The sequence below is a fragment of the Bacillus sp. P14.5 genome (assembly GCF_003316765.1).
GTDB lineage: Bacteria > Bacillota > Bacilli > Bacillales > Bacillaceae_B > Rossellomorea.
Window position 1 is genome coordinate 193,900 of the sequence record NZ_NIJF01000095.1, and the last position, 16,736, is coordinate 210,635.

Genomic DNA, 16,736 nt, shown 5'->3' on the forward strand with positions numbered 1-16,736 from the left:
AGGTCTGAATTAAAGCATGACTTCTAAGGAGGCTCCATTATGTCTGTATTGGATAACTGGCAAGATTGGAAAAACTTTTTGGGTGACCGTTTAAATCAAGCACAGCACGAAGGCGTTCAAGGCGGTGTAGTTTCGGACCTTGCTTATCAGGTGGGAGACTATTTGGCTAACCAGGTTGAACCTAAAAATGAACAAGAACGTGTACTTGCTGATTTATGGTCCGTTGCATCTACTGAAGAGCAGCATGCAATTGCCAATATGATGGTCAAACTTGTTAAGAACGATGGAACTCGCTAAGAGAGGAAGCAATTCCTCTCTTTTTTATGTTCATTTTTAAAGGTTTTACAAAAGGCTGTTTTCGCCTAAATTGATGCTTACGGAAAAATCACAAGAGCCAAATTTTTCCCATGTTATCTCTTATCGTGGGAGAGTAGCTCTTTTCTTTTCGGTGTTTACAGATGTTCACCCTCTTAGTAGGGTTGCTTTTTCGGAATTAGTATCAAATAGCAACACAGTTTATGAAAAGAGCCTTACAAAAAGCACTTTTTAAAAATTTTGCTGCTTAAGATAAAGCTGAGTTTAATTTAAAAATCCGGAGAGCAAGAAAGTGGCTGCTCTTCCCGTTAATTGGGAAAACATTAGCAGCCAGTGGAGAAACGGATCTTTGGGTGTTTCTAAAGCAACTATCTGTACGAATACAACCTTTAGAATAAAGCCAATCATTGGGAACTGCAATTTCAATAAAGGACACCGAATTTTTTAAAAATGCCGGGTACACATGAACAGGAATGAAACCCCTTTCAAAAATGGATGGTGTGCATTCAAATGATTCGTTAGCAGTGATTAGGGGTAAGATTAGAAAGAACCAATGAAATATTAGGCTTGATTGTAAGGTTTTCCTTTTCTAAAAAGCAAAAATCATATATTATAGAAGCTATACGATAGATGACTTAAATTCTCTAATTGTCGGGAAAAATGTAGAAAAATGTTGTTTAACAATTGTCACTTTTATTTCGGAGGGATCTTATGGAACGAAAAGAATGGTATTTGGAATATGAAATACAAATTAACCGTCCGGGACTCCTTGGTGACATTTCTTCATTGCTTGGTATGCTTTCGATCAATATTGTAACGATTAATGGTGTGGACGAGGGCAGAAGAGGAATGCTGCTCCTGGCTAACAGTGATGAACAGATTACAAGGCTTGAATCGATTTTGCAGACGATGGATACGATAAATGTAACAAAGTTGAGGGAACCTAAGCTAAGGGACCGTCTCGCTGTCAGGCATGGGCGGTATATCCAAAGAGATGCAGATGATAAAAAACATTCAGGTTCATACGGGACGAATTGGGTCTGCTGGTGGACTTCATGGCAGAACTCTTTAAGCAGGAAGGCCATAAGCTTGTTGGGATCAGAGGGATGCCCCGGGTGGGGAAAACTGAATCGGTAGTGGCTTCTTCTGTGTGTGCGAATAAGAAGTGGCTGTTCGTTTCTTCTACGTTATTGAAACAAACGATACGAAGCCAGCTTATTGATGATGAATATTCATCTGAAAATATTTTTCTTATTGATGGAATTGTGTCGACCAGAAGGGCGAATGAACGGCATTGGCAGCTTGTTAGGGAAATCATGCGGCTTTCCGCTGTCAAAGTAATTGAACATCCAGATATATTCGTTCAGAATTCAGAGTATTCCCTGGATGATTTTGACTATATCATTGAACTTCGAAATGACCCTGACGAAGAGATTACATATGATTTGGTAGAGAAGAACAATTTCTTCCAAGACTCAGATTTTGGGGGATTCGATTTTTAAAATTGGCAGGTGTTTGTTTTGACTGAACTAGGAACACGACTCAGAGAAGCTCGTGAAGCTAATGGATATTCCCTGGACGATTTGCAGAACATGACGAAGATCCAGAAACGCTATCTAATGGGAATTGAAGAAGGAAATTATGATATGATGCCCGGAAAGTTTTATGTCAGGGCTTTTATCAAGCAATATGCTGAGGCTGTAGGGTTGGACCCTGAACAGATTTTTGAAGAATACCCAAATGATATACCTGTTACTAATGCAAGTGATCTACCTGAACTTTCAAGAGTTCAATCGAGAAAACCGGTATCTGAAAGTTCATCGAAAGTGCTGAATATTATTCCAAAGATACTTGTGGCTCTATTTGTGATCGGGGCTGTCTTTGTGGTATGGTATCTGCTTCCGAATCAATTCGGCAATAATAATGCCGGTACAGGAAATGATCAGGAAGAGTCCGTCGATTACTCAGAGTCTGATGAAGTCCAGCAGCCTGAGGATGAGGACGAAGAAACGGATGAATCCACTGATTCAGGAGAAAGTTCTGAGGAAGCAGCGGATTCAGAGGAAGACGCAGAAGACGCAGAAGAACCTGCCGAGGAGCCTTCACAGGAAATCACTGTAGCGAATGTAAGCGGGAAAGAAACCACTTACGATTTAAAAAATACAGAGGACTTCAATTTAGACATTTCTGCCAGCGGGGATACTTGGATAGGCGTTTATAATTCCAAGGATGAGCAGCTTTTTTCCCAGATGATGAAAGAAGGGGATACGCAAACCTTCGATCTTTCAGAGGACGGTGAAGCTTTCATCATCGTTGGTAATGCTCCTGCAGCGACTATCAAAGTGAACGATGAACAGATTAACTATGAAGTTTCAGCAACTGAAGTTGTCAGGCAGGACATCATTATCAGGCGTTCTGCGCAAGAATAGTCACCTATGTGGCTATTCTGTTTTGTTATGATTCAAGGAGGTAGAAAGAGTGAACTTGCCAAATAAAATTACGGTATCGAGGATTATTTTAATCCCGCTATTTTTGATCATCATGCTATACCCCTTTAACTGGGGAAACATCTCTTTATTGGGCACTGAAATGCCTGTGAACCACTTTGCGGGGGGACTGTTGTTTATCATTGCCTCTACAACGGACTGGATCGACGGCTACTATGCCAGGAAGTTGGATTTAGTAACGAATTTAGGGAAATTCCTGGATCCGCTGGCAGATAAGCTGCTTGTCTCTGCAGCATTGATTGTATTGGTGGAAATGGGATTTGCTCCTTCTTGGATTGTTATCATCATCATAAGCAGGGAGTTTGCAGTTACAGGATTGAGGCTGGTGCTGGCTGGCACCGGTGAGGTGGTTGCGGCCAACACACTTGGAAAAATCAAGACGTGGGCCCAGATCATCGCCATTTCTTCTTTGCTGCTTCATAATATTATTTTTGAAGCTGCTTCAATTCCTTTTGATACGATAATGTTATGGATCGCCATGCTTATCACTATCTGGTCCGGCTGGGAATACTTTTACAAGAACCGCCAGGCATTTATCAACTCTAAATAACTCTGTGTTTGGAAGTCCTTGCCTTTTTGAATAAGGTTTAGGACTTCTTTTTTGTGGAATCATTTCAAAAAGCCTATAATTCTTATAGTGAAAAAATTAACCTTGAGGTAAAGGGGATAAAAATATGAACGCAGAAATCATTGCTGTCGGCTCCGAATTGCTATTGGGGCAGATAGTGAATTCCAATGCTAAATTCCTTTCAGAACAGCTGGCTGAGATAGGTGTGAATGTCTATTATCATACTGTCGTGGGAGATAATCCCGACCGTCTTCAAAGCGCTATAAAGACTGCAGAATCCCGTGCTCAATTGATCATCTTTACCGGAGGGCTCGGCCCGACCAAGGACGATTTGACCAAAGAAACAATAGCAGAACACTTGAATAGCTCTCTTGAAAAAGATGAAGATGCTTTAAAATTCATCAAGGATTATTTTGTCAGGGCACAAAGAAAAATGACTCCTAATAACGAGAAGCAGGCACATGTCTTAAAAGGCTCTGAAGTCTTGAAGAATGAACAAGGAATGGCACCGGGAATGTTCCTGGTCCATGAAGACCATCAATATATGCTTCTGCCCGGCCCGCCTTCTGAGATGGTTCCTATGTTTAAAAAATTCGGAAGACCCGCAATAGAAGAAGCATTAGGAAGAAAAGAAACAATTGCTTCCCGGGTTTTACGATTTTTTGGTATAGGCGAAGCGGAGCTTGAAACCGAGCTGATGGACCTTATCGATTCGCAAACGAATCCTACCGTTGCTCCCCTTGCGTCTGACGGGGAAGTAACATTAAGGATGACAGCAAAAGATGCTTCGATTGAAAATGCAGAAAAAATGCTGGATGAAATGGAAGCGGAAATCCTGAAAAGGGTAAAGCCATATTTTTATGGATATGATGATACAACCTTGATGGATGAGATGTCAAAAGCACTGAAGGACAAAGAGTTAACGATTGCCTGTGCCGAAAGTTTAACAGGAGGATTATTTCAGTCGCAGATGACTTCAATCTCAGGAGCGGGAGCTGTGTTGAAAGGCGGCATAGTCTGCTACTCTCCTGAGATAAAAAAGAAAATCCTTGATGTTTCCCCTAACACGATCAGTATACATGGCACTGTAAGTGAACCTTGTGCTAAAGAGCTTGCGGAGAATGTAAGGGAGAAATTCGATTCTGACATCGGAATCAGTTTTACCGGTGCGGCAGGCCCTGGACCTCACGAAGGAAAAGATGAAGGCACGATTTGGATAGGTATCGCGCGAAAAGATGAAAAACCAAAACCTTTTTACTAAACCTTGCCGGCACACGAAATGGCAACCGTGCCCGGACAGTTAAATATGGATGTTACTTCCTCTTGAAAGAGTTAAGAGGAGAGGAGAAGTCATAAGTGGCAGGCCAGCAGGTTCACCTGTTGGCCTTTCGTTTGGCGGCGGAGAGAATCAGTTTAGCGCAATCAGGATTGGGTGCTCCGAAAGCCTTTGGATCTCTGAATTCACCCTGCACCCCGACGTAAGTTTGGATGCCCAGAGTGTCAGCAAGGAGAGTATATTAATCAGATATTAAGCTGAAATTGTTTTTTGTTGAATTAGAAAGCTATGAAAACGATTGTTTCTTCCTGGGAATTCGGTAAAGTCGAATAAATTAAGGCAGTGAAAAAACCGAATGAATGTTCGATTTTTCTCTTGTTTAATTGATAAAAAAGGTTTATAGTAGAGATAGGTTGTTGAAATGAGACAAGCAATTGATAAATTGCTATTTAGTCTTTCTATATATGTAAGAGATTAAAAGGAGGAAATATTTGTGAGCGATCGTCAAGCTGCCTTGGATATGGCACTTAAACAAATTGAGAAACAATTCGGTAAAGGTTCAATTATGAAGCTGGGAGAACAAACAGATAGAAACATAGTAACAATCCCAAGTGGTTCACTTGCCCTGGATGTTGCACTTGGAGTAGGAGGATATCCGCGCGGAAGAATCATTGAAACATATGGTCCGGAATCTTCAGGTAAGACAACTGTCGCCCTTCATGCAATCGCTGAAGTTCAAGCACAGGGGGGCCAGGCGGCATTCATAGATGCTGAGCATGCTCTTGACCCTGTCTATGCACAAAAGCTTGGTGTTAACATTGATGAACTTCTGCTCTCACAGCCTGATACTGGCGAGCAGGCATTGGAAATCGCAGAAGCCCTTGTACGAAGCGGCGCTGTGGATATCCTTGTCATTGACTCTGTTGCAGCGCTTGTTCCTAAAGCGGAGATTGAAGGCGAAATGGGAGACTCTCACGTTGGTCTTCAAGCCCGTTTGATGTCCCAAGCTTTGAGGAAGCTGTCTGGAGCGATCAATAAATCGAAAACCATTGCGATTTTCATTAACCAGATCCGTGAGAAAGTCGGAGTTATGTTTGGTAACCCTGAAACGACACCTGGTGGACGCGCGTTAAAGTTCTATTCCTCTGTCCGTCTTGAAGTTCGTCGTGCGGAAGCATTGAAGCAAGGGAACGAAATGGTCGGTAACAAAACGAAAGTTAAAGTTGTCAAAAATAAAGTGGCCCCTCCTTTCAGGGTAGCTGAAGTAGATATTATGTACGGACAAGGGATTTCCAGAGAAGGGGAAATCATTGACATGGGTTCAGAACTGGACATCGTTCAAAAGAGCGGTGCGTGGTATTCTTATAATGAAGAGCGCCTTGGCCAGGGCCGTGAAAACGCGAAAATATTCTTAAAAGAAAACCCGGAAATCCGTAATGAAATCATGGTGAAAATCCGCGATCATTATGGATTGGATACAGGCAAAGCCGAAACTGAAGATGCCCAGGATGAATTGTTATTGGATCAATAAGACTTTCAAGGAAGCAGGGAGCCGATCTCCCTGCTTCCTTTTTTAAAATGAAGAATATAAGGGTCTAATTCGAGGCCTTGGAAATCCTTCGATCCAGTCTGGTACAGCCGGGAGGTTTGAGCTTTTATTTACGCTGTTTTAAAAGATGTTTCTTATATGATTACTTCCTTGATTTTTCAGCGTGATTGAAGTGGTGATCAACCACTCTCTTTATAAATCCTCATCATTATAAAAATCAGCCTTTTAATTTTCATGAATATCCCGTGTTTTTGCTGCTTTTTAACGAAATAATCATTAGAATCAAGGGGGAAAGGTCTCAGCCCCTTGACAATGAATATTCTGAGATTTAAAATTAACATGTATATTTTACAAATTTTCGAATGTTAATATTTGAAAGCCTAGCGCTGTATATTGAAACCTTTGGAACAATGTACCAGCCGACATGTAAAAAAGACATGACTAAAGTTCATAGCAAGGGGAGGTGAAATGATGGAACCCATTACAATCATCTCCATTTTGCTTGGCCTAATCGTCGGTGTAGTTGTTGGATACTTTATTCGTAAATCCATTGCTGAGGCAAAGATTGCTGGAGCTAAAGGTTCGGCAGAGCAGATTCTTGAAGATGCTAAGCGCGAGGCAGAAGCTCTGAAGAAGGAAAAGCTCTTAGAAGCAAAGGATGAGAATCATAAGCTTCGTACTGATATGGAAAATGACCTTCGTGAACGAAGAAATGAATTGCAAAAGCAGGAAAATCGTTTAATGCAAAAAGAGGAAAACCTTGATCGCAAAGATGAGTCACTCGATAAGCGGGAATCTCAGCTTGAGCGAAAAGAGGATACTCTGAATGGAAGACAACAACATATTGAAGAGATGGAAAGCAAAGTGGACGAGATGATACGATTACAGCAGACCGAACTGGAACGCATCTCTGCACTTACGCGTGATGAGGCAAAAGCGATCATCCTTGACCGCACTGAGAATGAACTTTCTCATGACCTTGCCCTGATGATTAGAGAGCACGAAACACGTGCAAAGGAAGACTCTGATAAGAAAGCGAAAGAAATTCTTTCACTTGCAATCCAGCGTTGTGCAGCAGAACATGTTGCAGAGACAACGGTATCTGTTGTAAACCTTCCGAATGATGAGATGAAAGGTCGAATCATCGGTCGTGAAGGACGTAATATTCGTACATTAGAAACGCTGACTGGAATCGATTTAATTATTGATGATACTCCAGAGGCGGTTATCTTATCCGGTTTTGATCCAATTCGCCGTGAAACTGCGAGAATTGCACTTGAAAAATTGGTACAGGACGGACGGATCCATCCAGCCCGAATCGAGGAAATGGTCGATAAGGCAAGACGGGAAGTGGATGAGCATATCCGTGAAATAGGTGAACAAACAACATTCGATGTTGGTGTTCATGGGCTCCATCCAGATTTAATCAAGATTCTAGGTCGATTGAAATTCCGTACAAGCTACGGTCAAAATGTTCTGAAGCACTCAACGGAAGTGGCATACCTTTCAGGTCTGCTCGCAGCCGAACTGGGTGAGGATGTTACGCTTGCCCGCCGGGCAGGTCTTCTGCATGATATCGGTAAAGCGATTGACCATGAAGTAGAAGGAAGCCATGTGGAAATCGGTGTTGAACTGGCTGGGAAGTATAAAGAACACCCAGTCGTCATTAACAGTATCGCATCCCATCATGGTGATACGGAACCAACGTCTGTCATTTCAGTACTTGTGGCAGCTGCTGATGCACTTTCAGCTGCAAGGCCGGGTGCAAGAAGTGAAACGCTTGAGAACTACATCCGCCGCTTAGAGAAGCTGGAAGACATCTCAGAATCCTATGAGGGTGTTGAGAAGTCATTCGCGATACAAGCGGGCAGGGAAGTACGGATCATGGTTAAACCAGAGTCGATTGATGATTTGGAAGCTCATCGTCTGGCGCGTGACATCCGGAAACGGATTGAAGAGGAACTGGATTACCCAGGACATATCAAGGTTACCGTCATACGGGAAACAAGAGCTGTAGAATACGCAAAATAAAGCGGTGTGATTTTCACACCGCTTTTTCTATGGATGACAAAGTACTTTACTGCATTAAAGCGCTGTAAGGGAGAGTTCCTTAGAGTGTAAATGTGGTGAAGTATGTTTTTGGTTGCATGCTATGATAAAATGGTAGAAATGTTTAAGCAGAAAGGATTTGCAAATGAATATCTTATTTATTGGAGATGTAGTCGGTTCTTTGGGCCGCGAGATGGTCTCAGAATATCTTCCTAAGCTAAAGGCGAAATACCGTCCTTCAGTCACGATTGTGAATGGCGAAAATGCTGCAGGAGGAAGAGGGATTACAGAAAAAATATACAAACGGTTTTTGAATGATGGTGCTAACATCATCACCATGGGCAATCACACTTGGGACAATAAAGAAATTTTTGATTTTATAGATAATACGAAGTTAATGGTGAGACCGGCTAACTATCCGGCAGGAACTCCCGGCAGCGGATTGACATTCATTAATATCAATGGCTTCGAGACAGCGGTCATCAATTTGCAGGGCAGAACATTCATGCCTGCTTTGGATTGTCCTTTTGAAGCTGCTGAAGAGCTTGTCGCCCAGGCAAAAGAAAGAACTCCTTTTGTTTTCGTAGACTTCCATGCAGAAGCTACCAGTGAAAAGCAGGCAATGGGGTGGTTCCTTGATGGAAAGGTTTCAGCTGTTGTTGGCACTCATACACATATACAGACAGCAGATAACCGTGTACTGCCCAATGGAACAGCCTTCATAGCGGATGTAGGTATGACAGGTCCTTATGATGAAGTTCTAGGAATGAATAAAGATTCCGTTATAACAAAGTTCAGGACCTCCCTCCCTGTTCGTTTTGAGGTACCGAGTACAGGCAGAAAGTTATTGAGCGGGGTCATTATTGAAATCAATGAGAAAACCGGGAAGGCAAAGAGCATCGATCGAATTTTAATCAATGATGACCATCCTTTCCTTTCAGAATAAGCAGAAGCAAAAGGGCCAAGGTGCTCTTTTGCTTTTTTTATGCCTGTTTACTAAGTTTTTTCTTTATACAGGGAGAGGACCCCATTTCCGCTTCAGCGCCGTTAGTTCGTATTAACTGGGAAGACCTAAGTCCTCACCGAAGCTGTGCCGGCTTCATACATATCTCAGCAGAAATCCACATCTCCCGACCAAAGCTTCCCCAGCTTCATACATGTTCTTATAAAAAGAATTCTATCCATCTGTAATCCCGCTTTTTTGGGCCAAGCGGGAATGATTTCCCAATTTGATGAATATAGTAGCAGTGGAATCGTTTATACCAGGTTGTTCTTTGCAATGAACATTCGGTATGGGGAAATGACAAGGAGGAAAAGAAATGGAAATATTAAAAGTTTCATCAAAATCCAATCCTAATTCTGTAGCTGGTGCACTTGCCGGAGTTCTTCGTGAAAGAGGAGCAGCAGAAATTCAAGCGATAGGGGCCGGGGCCCTGAATCAGGCCGTCAAAGCAGTTGCCATTGCCCGCGGTTTTGTCGCTCCCAGCGGGGTGGACCTAATATGCATTCCTGCTTTCACTGACATCCTGATTGATGGAGAAGAACGTACAGCAATCAAGTTGATTATTGAACCTCGATAATTATTTCGAGGCTGTCCCTATAAACCTGAATGGGACAGCCTCTTTTTTTATTGAGATTTTTTCATAAGTTCTTTGTTTTATCGTGTACGTGAAGAGAGGTCCCGTCTGAGCGGAAGTAAAAATCGTCACCAGGAAGAGGAGTTTAGATGATTTTCCAGAAGTATATATAAAGAATAGGAATGTCAAAGTCACTTGTCCGCGAAAGGAAAAGAATGCTCATATATTAAACTGCTTGAATCTTTTTCCACTAGGAACAAGGACAGTTTAAACCAGAGAGGGGTTGTACAATGATTCTTGATGCTCATTGCGATGTTTTGCTTAAGCTTCACCATTACAGGGAGGATGTATCCTTTCAAAGTGAGAATGATTTACATATAACCTATCCTCAGCTGATACAATCAGGTAGCAAAGTGCAGCTTTTTGCCATATATCTGCCTTCTTATCTGAAACCCGGCGAAAGATTCCAGGCTGCATTGGAGATGGTCGAAGTTTTTCATAAAAAAATCCTCGACCCTAATCCAAAGATGGTTATGGTTCGTACGAAAGAGGACATAACTGCGTTGAAAGAGGACGAAATAGGCGCAATGCTGACTCTTGAAGGCTGTGAGGCCATCGAGGATGATCTGACGAAACTATACATCCTGTATCAATTGGGAGTCCGTGCTGTCGGTTTAACATGGAACTGGGCCAATGCTGTTGGGGATGGAGCGTTGGAGCCTAGAGGAGCCGGTCTGACGAAATTTGGCAGAGAGACAGTTCAATTCTTGAATGAACACAACATTTTGACAGATGTATCCCATTTATGTGAATGTTCATTCTGGGATACTATAGAAATTGCAAAATATCCAATTGCCTCTCATTCCAACACTTTCAGCTTATGTTCACACCCCAGGAATCTAAAAGATGAGCAGATTAAGGCGTTGATGAAGAGGAATGGAGTAATGGGCTTAACATTTGTTCCGCAATTCCTGAAGCAGAATGGGGAGGCGGAAGTTTCCGATATTCTCTCTCATCTCGACCATGTTTGTTCACTGGGCGGTGAAAATCATGTTGGCTTCGGTTCTGATTTTGATGGGATTTCCCAGACAGTAAAAGGTCTGTCATCCTACCGTGAGTACGAAAATCTAACTGAGATACTGCAAAAACATTATACTGAATCACAAGTGAAGAAATTCTTGTTCGAAAACTTTTATAAAGCACTGCCATAAGTACTCTAAGCAGTAAAAGGGTATCACCGAATGACAGAGGTGATACCCTTTTTTTGTTTAAGGCTCTTTTCGTAAACTTTGTTGCTATTTAAGAGTAACTTCGTAAGATAATCGCATTCTTCAAGCTAAAAGAAAAAGAGATGCTCCTCCGGTTACGGATAAATACCTTCCTTAGTATCTGGCATGAAAATTCTGCTCTTGAATATTTCCCGAAAAGCAAAGAAATGTGAAACAGACTCTTTAAAGACTTTTTTCTAAAAAGTATTGCTTTGAAAAGTGATTCGATCTTCCCCTTTCCCGTAGGAGGATTGGAGCGGAAGTCGTACGATCTCCTGCGGGACAGGTGAGACCCCGCAGGCGCATCCCAGGAGGCTCACCGCCCGCCCCGCGGAGTCGTACAGCTGGAGCGGAAATCCATTACTTCTCAATAGCAACAATATTTGCGAAAAGAGTCTTGTTTACAGCCAGGGACTTTCAAGCTTGGGGCTTTAAGCCTTAAAGTGAACATTTTGCAACAACTGTGTGCTTCTATTGTATCAGGGGTGAAAAAGCTTTATACTAGATTAACGTGCAATCCTTTTGTGAAATTATCAGCATTTATATAATAGAGTCGTTCTTATGGTGTGCCGCTGGTTTATGAATTAAACTGAAGCGGCGCAGGCGAGCAGGAAAGGAGTCATTTTCAATGAATGAAGAACAGCGAAAGCTTGGTCAGCAAGCGGCTGATCCTAAAGATAAAAAACCGAAAAAGACTATTCGAAGTATTTTCAAAGCGTATATATTCCCCCATCATTGAAAGATGCGAAAAAGCGGGGTAAAGAGTCTGTTCAATATCACAATGATTTTAAAATTGACGAAAAGTACCGCGGAATGGGAGACAATAAAAAATTCTATATCCGCACGTACGGCTGTCAAATGAATGAACATGATACAGAAGTAATGGCAGGAATATTCATGGCACTGGGCTATGAAGCGACGAATACTACTGAAGATGCTGATGTCATTCTTCTAAATACCTGCGCCATCCGTGAAAATGCTGAGAACAAAGTGTTTGGCGAATTAGGGCACTTAAAGCATTTGAAACGTGAAAAACCTGAACTTCTTATCGGGGTCTGCGGCTGTATGTCCCAAGAGGAATCGGTCGTCAACAAGATTCTGAAGACCTATCATCAGGTGGATATGATCTTTGGCACCCACAATATCCATCGTATTCCAAACATTTTATCCGATGCTTATATGTCTAAAGCAATGGTTGTGGAAGTATGGTCAAAAGAAGGCGATGTCATTGAAAACCTTCCTAAAGTCCGCCGCGGCAACATCAAGGCATGGGTAAACATCATGTACGGCTGTGACAAGTTCTGTACATACTGCATCGTTCCTTATACCAGAGGAAAGGAGCGGAGCAGAAGGCCGGAGGAAATCATTCAGGAAGTCCGCCACCTGGCAGCTCAGGGCTACCAGGAAATCACACTTCTTGGCCAGAATGTTAATGCATACGGCAAGGACATTGAAGACCTTGAGAACTATGGCCTTGGAGATTTGATGGACGAACTGCGGAAAATCGATATCCCAAGGATCCGATTTACGACGAGCCATCCGCGTGACTTTGACGATCATTTAATCGAAGTTCTTGCAAAGAAAGGAAACCTTGTCGAGCATATTCATCTGCCGGTACAATCCGGTTCATCTGATGTCTTGAAAATCATGGCACGAAAATATACTCGAGAAAGATTCCTGGAACTCGTAGGAAAAATCAAAGCAGCTATGCCGGATGTTGCGCTGACCACAGACATCATCGTCGGGTATCCGAATGAAACGGATGAACAATTCGAAGAAACACTTTCTCTATACCGGGAAGTCGGTTTTGAATCGGCCTTCACATATATCTACTCTCCAAGAGAAGGCACGCCTGCGGCAAAGATGAATGACAATGTTCCGATGGAAGTCAAGAAAGAACGTCTTCAGCGCCTTAATCAGATGGTCAATGAATATTCTAAAGAAGCACTTAAAGACTACGAAGGCAGAATTGTGGAAGTGCTGGTAGAAGGAGAAAGCAAAAAGAACCCAGAAGTCCTTGCGGGGTATACACGCCGAAGCAAGCTGGTAAACTTTAAAGCTCCTAAAACGGCCATCGGCAAAATCGTAAAAGTAAAGATAACTGATGCAAAATCTTGGTCTCTCAGCGGTGAAATGGTTGAGGAAGGCCGGATTGGCTCAGAATTTCAAGAAGTTGCAGAGGTGAAATAATATGGCTAAATATACAAAAGACGATATTATGAAAAGAGCAGCTGATCTGGCAAACATGATCGCTGAAACGGAAGAAGTGGATTTCTTCAAACGTGCAGAAGCGCAAATCCATGAAAACCAAAAAGTACGGGAAATGATCGCCAGCATTAAAAGCTTGCAAAAACAAGCAGTCAACTTCCAGCACTATGGTAAAGCAGAAGCGTTAAAGATGGTTGAAGCAAAAATTGAAAAACTGGAAGATGACATCGATGCGATTCCAGTGGTCCAAGAGTTCAAGCAGTCACAAGTAGATGTGAACGACTTGCTTCAGATTGTAGCATCAACAATTTCCAACACAGTAACGGATCAGATCCTTACTTCTACAGGCGGTGACCTTTTAAGAGGAGAAACAGGATCGCAAGTGAAAAATTCGGCTCCCGGCAGCTGTTCATAATCAACAAAAAGAAGCGCTATCTTCATGGTATGATTCCTGAAGATGGCGCTTCTTGTGTTTAGTATGAGATTTTCTAGCCTTTTCTTCTTTTGTCATTGTTTTTCTTTCATGAGTGCTGAACTGCAAAGCATTCCCTCTTAGACGTGTCACGTCCCTGCCTTCTGTTCTGAGCAGATGTTCGCGCTTCTTTCTGGCCATGCTTTTAGCCATAGTAATCACCTCTTATAGAAATTCCCCGCACAGGAGGTATTTCTATTTAACCATGAACAGAGGAGGGAAGGAAGCCTTTTTGAATTTAACCGCCCTTTTCCTGCTTGAAGTCTGCTGTGGGTATCCAGTCAGAAAGTTATTTTGTCAGTTCAAGGATGAGCATTAATGGAATCCTTGTTCTTCTTTTATATTCCTCCTCATCACTGAAAAATTCCCTCCTTGGAGCAGCTTCCTTTACATTTTTTATGGTGAAACCTGCTGACAGCATAAGAGAAAAATATTCTTCAATCGTACGGTGGTATTTAACAACTGAATGATCCATCCAGGCTTCTACCCTTTTTCCTGATTCGAAATAGTTATCGACTATCCAGTGGGTACGTTTTTCTTTCCCGGAAAAATGATCGAAAGTGGATGTCAGTACAGGATGCATCACTGAGAACACAAACTTTCCTCCAGGCTTAACTGCTGCATAGACTTCCTTCACCAGGGACTCAAGGTTCTCTATATAGTGGAGAACCATACGGGAAATGATGAGATCATACTCGTTTTGGTTTAATTCAAGGTTCTCGAGATCACCTAAACGGATAGAAGCTTGTGGGGAGCTGGTTGTGGAGACAGCTGTTTCCACCATGTTTTTTGACCCGTCAATTCCAGTGTAGTGACCTGCACCTTTAGAAAGCAGTTCCTTGCCGAATGTTCCATCACCACAGCCGAGATCAAGAATCTCCTTATTACGCACATCCCCGATCAGTTTTAAAATGACGGGAGCCTCCATGGCATTGTTAGGACTTTCTTTACTTTGTCTGCGGGACATGAAATTTTCATAGAACTCTTTCTCCTCGTATACGCTTGCACCTTTATGTAACAAAACGATTCCTCCCATAAATGAAGTCTTTTTTTCTCTAACCATCATATTATATAACGGAAACAGATTCCTTCTTTTTTGAATAATTTCTTCCTGCGAAAATTCCGAATGGCATTCTTGAAATGGGAAAATGGGAACATTCACTATATTGAAGCATACAATGAACTATCTCGAAACTAATTTGTCACCGATCAAAAAATACTCGCACAAACGTCTAGACGCCCGCATAAGATGAATTGAAAATGAATGAGGAGGTACGCTCGAATGGCAGAATACAGAGAGATTATTACCAAAGCGGTCGTAGCGAAGGGACGTAAATTCACTCAATCCCATCATACGATTAGCCCGCCGCATCATCCATCGAGCATTTTAGGCTGCTGGATTATAAATCACACGTACGAAGCCCACAAAGTCGGCAAGAAAGTCGAAATATCCGGTTTCTACGAGATTAACGTCTGGTATTCACATGATGACAATCGAAAAACTTCTGTAGTAACAGAGAAAGTGGAGTATTGTGACGTCATCAAATTGAAATACCGTGATCCTGACTGCTTAGATGATAAAGAGGTAAAAGCAATTGTACTGCAGCAGCCTAACTGTGTGGAAGCGGTTATTTCACCAAACGGCAATAAAATCATCGTACATGTAGAGCGAGAATTCCAAGTCGAAGTCATCGGCGAAACAAAGGTCTGTGTACTGGTCAATCCGGATGGCTGCGATGATGACTGGGATTGCGACTTCGATGATGACGATTTTGAAGAGCTCAACCCGGACTTCCTGGAAGGGCTTGACGAAGAATAACGGAGACTAGGAAGACGGCCTCTTCCTAGTTTTTTTATTACTTAAGAAATTATAAAATCACATTCAGTGGATTACTTATAGCCAGGATATCCACGTACAGCTTAAGCTCTTGAGGTAAAAAAACTCTCAGAGAATAAAAGGAAAGACCGCCTTTTTTCTCTGAGGAACTTTTACCTGTCTGGGCTGATCCAGGTGCTTGGGCTTTTGTTCTCTGTAAGATGCAGTGATGAAGCTGCGTCTTTTAGTTATGTTTTAACACTTTTTCGGAAGTTTGCGGCTTGGACTATATTTAGTTTGATTCCTTAGAAAAAAAGAGTAGTATGATTTAAGAAGATCTGTTTTTTATAGTGATGGATAGGCTGTCTCTGATGACATAATGGGTGGTAGGGTTTACTTTAGATTCAGCCGTTTTGTACATTCATCGCCGTGAAAACAGAAAAGGCATTGATGAGGAGGGTTAAAATGCAATTTGAAATGATCGGATTGGACCATGTCCAGTTGACGGCTCCTAAAGGCTCTGAGGAAAAAGCGCGTAAGTTTTATGGAGAGGTTCTTGGCCTGAAGGAAATGGTGAAGCCTGAAAAACTGAAATCAAGCGGAGGCTGCTGGTTCATATGCGGAAGCCAGGAATTACATATCGGAGTAGAAGCTGAATTTACCCCCGCGGTGAAAGCACATCCCGGGATTGTGGTGAAAAATATTGAAGCGGTGGTAAGCCGCCTGGAAGAGAGCGGTTATCAAGTTAAAGAGGATACCCGCATAGCAGACAGGAAGAGAATCTTCGTTAATGACCCCTTTGGAAACAGAGTGGAATTTCTTGAATACTATTAAAGAGCAAGCCGTTTTCCTTGAGGGGGAGGCGGCTTATTTTTTCTCTGTTGCTCTAGAGACCCAAGGAACGGAAAATTTCAGAAGTGACGGGTGTCAAGGGACGTTCTAGAGACCCGAGGAACGGAAATTTCAGCTGTAATGGGTGTCAAGGACCGCTCTAGAGACCCAAGCAACGGAAAATTCAACAGTCAAGGGTCTCAAGGGACGTTCTAGAGACCCAAGGAACGGAAAATTCAGCAGTGACGGGTGTCAAGGACTGCTCTAGAGACCCAAGCAACGGAAAATTCAACAGCCAAG

13 protein-coding genes and 3 pseudogenes are annotated in these 16,736 nt (G+C 42.4%); 14 read left to right on the top strand and 2 right to left on the bottom strand.

Annotation, left to right across the window (positions count from 1 at the left end; translation table 11 throughout):
* The first annotated feature begins 39 nt into the window (after nt 1-39).
* The 12 genes and pseudogenes from B9Z54_RS18990 (at nt 40) to B9Z54_RS19045 (ending at nt 13,732) form a co-directional block, all read left to right on the top strand.
* Nucleotides 40-297, top strand: coding sequence for a DUF3243 domain-containing protein (locus tag B9Z54_RS18990; protein WP_113929957.1), 258 nt, complete (start codon nt 40-42; stop codon nt 295-297).
* Between the two features lie 729 nt (nt 298-1,026).
* Nucleotides 1,027-1,817, top strand: a pseudogene (locus B9Z54_RS18995) (DUF3388 domain-containing protein).
* A 9-nt stretch (nt 1,818-1,826) separates the two neighbouring features.
* Nucleotides 1,827-2,744: a helix-turn-helix domain-containing protein gene (locus B9Z54_RS19000; protein WP_240190004.1), complete on the top strand. Its 918-nt coding sequence runs from the start codon at nt 1,827-1,829 to the stop codon at nt 2,742-2,744.
* Between the two features lie 49 nt (nt 2,745-2,793).
* Nucleotides 2,794-3,372 (top strand): CDP-diacylglycerol--glycerol-3-phosphate 3-phosphatidyltransferase, encoded by a 579-nt coding sequence (gene pgsA / locus B9Z54_RS19005; RefSeq protein WP_113929959.1) that lies wholly within the window; start codon nt 2,794-2,796, stop codon nt 3,370-3,372.
* A gap of 124 nt (nt 3,373-3,496) precedes the next feature.
* Nucleotides 3,497-4,746: pseudogene (locus B9Z54_RS19010) on the top strand (competence/damage-inducible protein A).
* A gap of 413 nt (nt 4,747-5,159) precedes the next feature.
* Nucleotides 5,160-6,197, top strand: a complete 1,038-nt coding sequence (gene recA, locus B9Z54_RS19015; protein WP_113929960.1) for a recombinase RecA — start codon at nt 5,160-5,162, stop codon at nt 6,195-6,197.
* Between the two features lie 489 nt (nt 6,198-6,686).
* Entirely contained in the window at nt 6,687-8,246 is a 1,560-nt protein-coding gene (gene rny, locus B9Z54_RS19020) for a ribonuclease Y (protein ID WP_113929961.1), read from the top strand.
* A 163-nt stretch (nt 8,247-8,409) separates the two neighbouring features.
* Entirely contained in the window at nt 8,410-9,210 is an 801-nt protein-coding gene (locus B9Z54_RS19025) for a TIGR00282 family metallophosphoesterase (RefSeq protein WP_113929962.1), read from the top strand.
* Between the two features lie 373 nt (nt 9,211-9,583).
* Nucleotides 9,584-9,844 (top strand): stage V sporulation protein SpoVS, encoded by a 261-nt coding sequence (gene spoVS / locus B9Z54_RS19030; protein WP_113929963.1) that lies wholly within the window; start codon nt 9,584-9,586, stop codon nt 9,842-9,844.
* A gap of 287 nt (nt 9,845-10,131) precedes the next feature.
* A complete protein-coding gene (locus B9Z54_RS19035; protein ID WP_113929964.1) occupies nt 10,132-11,052 on the top strand; it encodes a dipeptidase in 921 nt (306 codons plus the stop codon).
* A gap of 685 nt (nt 11,053-11,737) precedes the next feature.
* Nucleotides 11,738-13,299: pseudogene (gene miaB, locus B9Z54_RS19040) on the top strand (tRNA (N6-isopentenyl adenosine(37)-C2)-methylthiotransferase MiaB).
* 1 nt (nt 13,300) lies between these two features.
* Nucleotides 13,301-13,732, top strand: coding sequence for a YlbF/YmcA family competence regulator (locus tag B9Z54_RS19045; protein WP_113929965.1), 432 nt, complete (start codon nt 13,301-13,303; stop codon nt 13,730-13,732).
* Here the strand turns inward: B9Z54_RS19045 and B9Z54_RS19050 are convergent, their stop codons facing one another.
* Entirely contained in the window at nt 13,733-13,942 is a 210-nt protein-coding gene (locus tag B9Z54_RS19050; RefSeq protein ID WP_113929966.1) for a hypothetical protein, read from the bottom strand.
* A gap of 136 nt (nt 13,943-14,078) precedes the next feature.
* Nucleotides 14,079-14,810 (bottom strand): class I SAM-dependent DNA methyltransferase, encoded by a 732-nt coding sequence (locus B9Z54_RS19055; RefSeq protein WP_240190005.1) that lies wholly within the window; start codon nt 14,808-14,810, stop codon nt 14,079-14,081.
* A 261-nt stretch (nt 14,811-15,071) separates the two neighbouring features.
* Here B9Z54_RS19055 and cotE point away from each other — a divergent pair, with 261 nt between their 5' ends.
* Together cotE and B9Z54_RS19065 are read left to right on the top strand one after the other, a co-directional pair.
* The gene (gene cotE / locus B9Z54_RS19060) at nt 15,072-15,608 is read left to right on the top strand and encodes an outer spore coat protein CotE (RefSeq protein ID WP_113929967.1); all 537 of its coding nucleotides are present in this window, start codon (nt 15,072-15,074) and stop codon (nt 15,606-15,608) included.
* Between the two features lie 462 nt (nt 15,609-16,070).
* Nucleotides 16,071-16,439, top strand: coding sequence for a VOC family protein (locus B9Z54_RS19065; protein WP_113929968.1), 369 nt, complete (start codon nt 16,071-16,073; stop codon nt 16,437-16,439).
* The last annotated feature ends 297 nt before the right edge of the window (nt 16,440-16,736 follow it).

Bases quoted from the DNA above. Each gene is read 5' to 3' on its own strand.
- B9Z54_RS19045 (WP_113929965.1), top strand. From the start codon at position 13,301: ATGGCTAAATATACAAAAGACGATATTATGAAAAGAGCAGCTGATCTG.
- B9Z54_RS18990 (WP_113929957.1), top strand. From the start codon at position 40: ATGTCTGTATTGGATAACTGGCAAGATTGGAAAAACTTTTTGGGTGAC.
- B9Z54_RS19025 (WP_113929962.1), top strand. From the start codon at position 8,410: ATGAATATCTTATTTATTGGAGATGTAGTCGGTTCTTTGGGCCGCGAG.
- cotE (WP_113929967.1), top strand. From the start codon at position 15,072: ATGGCAGAATACAGAGAGATTATTACCAAAGCGGTCGTAGCGAAGGGA.
- B9Z54_RS19065 (WP_113929968.1), top strand. From the start codon at position 16,071: ATGCAATTTGAAATGATCGGATTGGACCATGTCCAGTTGACGGCTCCT.
- rny (WP_113929961.1), top strand. From the start codon at position 6,687: ATGGAACCCATTACAATCATCTCCATTTTGCTTGGCCTAATCGTCGGT.
- B9Z54_RS19050 (WP_113929966.1), bottom strand. From the start codon at position 13,942: ATGGCTAAAAGCATGGCCAGAAAGAAGCGCGAACATCTGCTCAGAACA.
- B9Z54_RS19035 (WP_113929964.1), top strand. From the start codon at position 10,132: ATGATTCTTGATGCTCATTGCGATGTTTTGCTTAAGCTTCACCATTAC.
- spoVS (WP_113929963.1), top strand. From the start codon at position 9,584: ATGGAAATATTAAAAGTTTCATCAAAATCCAATCCTAATTCTGTAGCT.